Genomic DNA, 1,920 nt, shown 5'->3' with positions numbered 1-1,920 from the left:
AAACGGACATCCTCACCGTCACGCCGCGGACCGCCGGAAAGCAAACCCAGGACCCCCACACAGACCATCACCAGCCCGGACGTCGGCACCGACCCGCGGGAACCTCACACAGACTGACGCTCAACACTCGTCCACCTCGCCCGCAACACCGAGCGCGACACCTACCTGTGGGGCCGGGACCACAAAGCCGAATGCGACCCAGAGACGTGCGGCTACGTTCCCGAAACCACCGAGAACCCTCCTCCAGCCCGAGCAGGGGACGACAGCGACGCTCGGTGACTCGCCGCCAGGGCGTGACTTGTTCTGGCCGACGCAGCCCCGGCCGGTCAGACTCCGAGCCCGGCCCGGGCAGCGACGTCCGTATCGAAGACGACGAGCACGTCGTCGGTGCACAGACAGAACGGGCCGTCGGGCTCATATGTGGCGGAGCGTCCAGCCGCAATCCAGACCTGTCCGGTGGCTGTCCGGTGGCGGTCTGCAGCCAGATGGCCTCGGGCATGCGGCTCGCAGCGCCGTGCTCGTCGTTGCACCACAGGATCCGGCAGGACTCGATCGGAGCGCAGATGATCCCGGCCCAGAGCGGATGGTCGGTGACTGAGACACACGCCGAACCACCGGGCTGGCCGATGTTCACAAGAAACGGGCGCACTCCAAGAACGCTGCGAAGCGATCCCGGAAACGAGAAATCCCGCCCAAACCCTTGATCAACAAGCGAATGGACGGGAACTCGTGAACGTTCTCGGACTTATCCCGTGAACGTCCGCTAGGTGGGCCTGAGGGGATTTGAACCCCTGACCCCCTCGATGCGAACTTGCGGCACCGAGGGGGCATATTGGTACATTCTAGCTCGATCTGGGTCGACAAGAGCCGTCCTAGGGCACTGATCGTCGGCTCGGTTGCTGTACCGCGCTGCCGTACTGGTTATGGGTGTGGTGTGATCGCGAGCACCGTGATGACGGCGGTCTCCTTGCCGTCCACTGTCTCGTTCGGCCCGTACGTCCAGAAGATGCGCCAAGCGTTGGGGGCCTTGTTCTCGACGTATGAGTCCCAGACCTTCTCCTTGGGCGCTCCGGGGAAGTTCTCGTACTGGTGGGAGTGCAGTCCGGGGTATCGCGGGTTCTGCTCTAGTAGCGCCAACGCTCGCTGGACCTTCTTGAGCTTGGCTGTCGTGGCTGCACCGCCGTTGACTAGGGCTTGGTACTGAGTTTCAGCCCTTGTCGAGAACTTGAGTTTGTACGGCACTGCGCTTACTCCTCATCGTCATCCTCGGTGAGGAACTGCGCGAAGCTACCCAGGTCAACCGTCTTGCCTGCCTCGGCCTCGGCGATACCTTCGCGGATCTGCTCTGCTAGGGCGGGGTTCTCCCACACGAGCATCTCCCTCTCTGGGATCGATACGACGGGCTCAAGGACGACAAGGCCGTCAACGTTGGCGTACACGCGGTATCGCCTTCCCGGCTTCGCGCCGGCGCGTGCGATGGTTACGCGGCCGCGGCTGTCGGCTTCGGCTTCTGCGATCGCTTCGAACTGTCCTCCGAGTTCATCTAGAACCGTCATGACCCGACCTCCTGTAGGCGAACAGGCCCCTCCCGCTGACTCCTTTAGGAGAGCGACTCCCGAGTCAGCGCTTTAGACCTTCGAGCGGCTTCTTCCACCTGCCCTGCCTCGCGATTCACAGGGTCCGATGCTCTAAGCCAACTCAGTGTCCATTAGACCACACCCCTGGCACATGTGGGCAATACCCACATGCGCCGTCGCTCGACCGCTCCTCGGGCTGAGGTTCTGGTCGTCTCCTCGTCGGGCAGGACCTGTCCCTTCCGGGCCGTGTTGAGGGGTGCAAGGCACGCTTTTCGCCTTGTGCCCCTCGGCGCGGTCTGGTAGTCGCGTGCGATGACCGGTGAGGAGGTGACCAGGGCCGACC

2 protein-coding genes are annotated in these 1,920 nt (G+C 63.6%); both read right to left on the bottom strand.

What is annotated here, in order from left to right:
* Positions 1-921: 921 nt before the first annotated feature.
* On the bottom strand, positions 922-1,137 hold the full coding sequence (locus tag KGA66_RS28800) for a hypothetical protein (protein WP_211472732.1): 216 nt from the start codon (positions 1,135-1,137) through the stop codon (positions 922-924).
* 110 nt (positions 1,138-1,247) lie between these two features.
* The gene (locus KGA66_RS28795; RefSeq protein ID WP_211472730.1) at positions 1,248-1,556 is read right to left on the bottom strand and encodes a hypothetical protein; all 309 of its coding nucleotides are present in this window, start codon (positions 1,554-1,556) and stop codon (positions 1,248-1,250) included.
* Positions 1,557-1,920: the final 364 nt, after the last annotated feature.

This window comes from Actinocrinis puniceicyclus (assembly GCF_018283645.1).
GTDB lineage: Bacteria > Actinomycetota > Actinomycetes > Streptomycetales > Catenulisporaceae > Actinocrinis > Actinocrinis puniceicyclus.
This window is presented reverse-complemented; position numbering and strand designations above follow the sequence as displayed.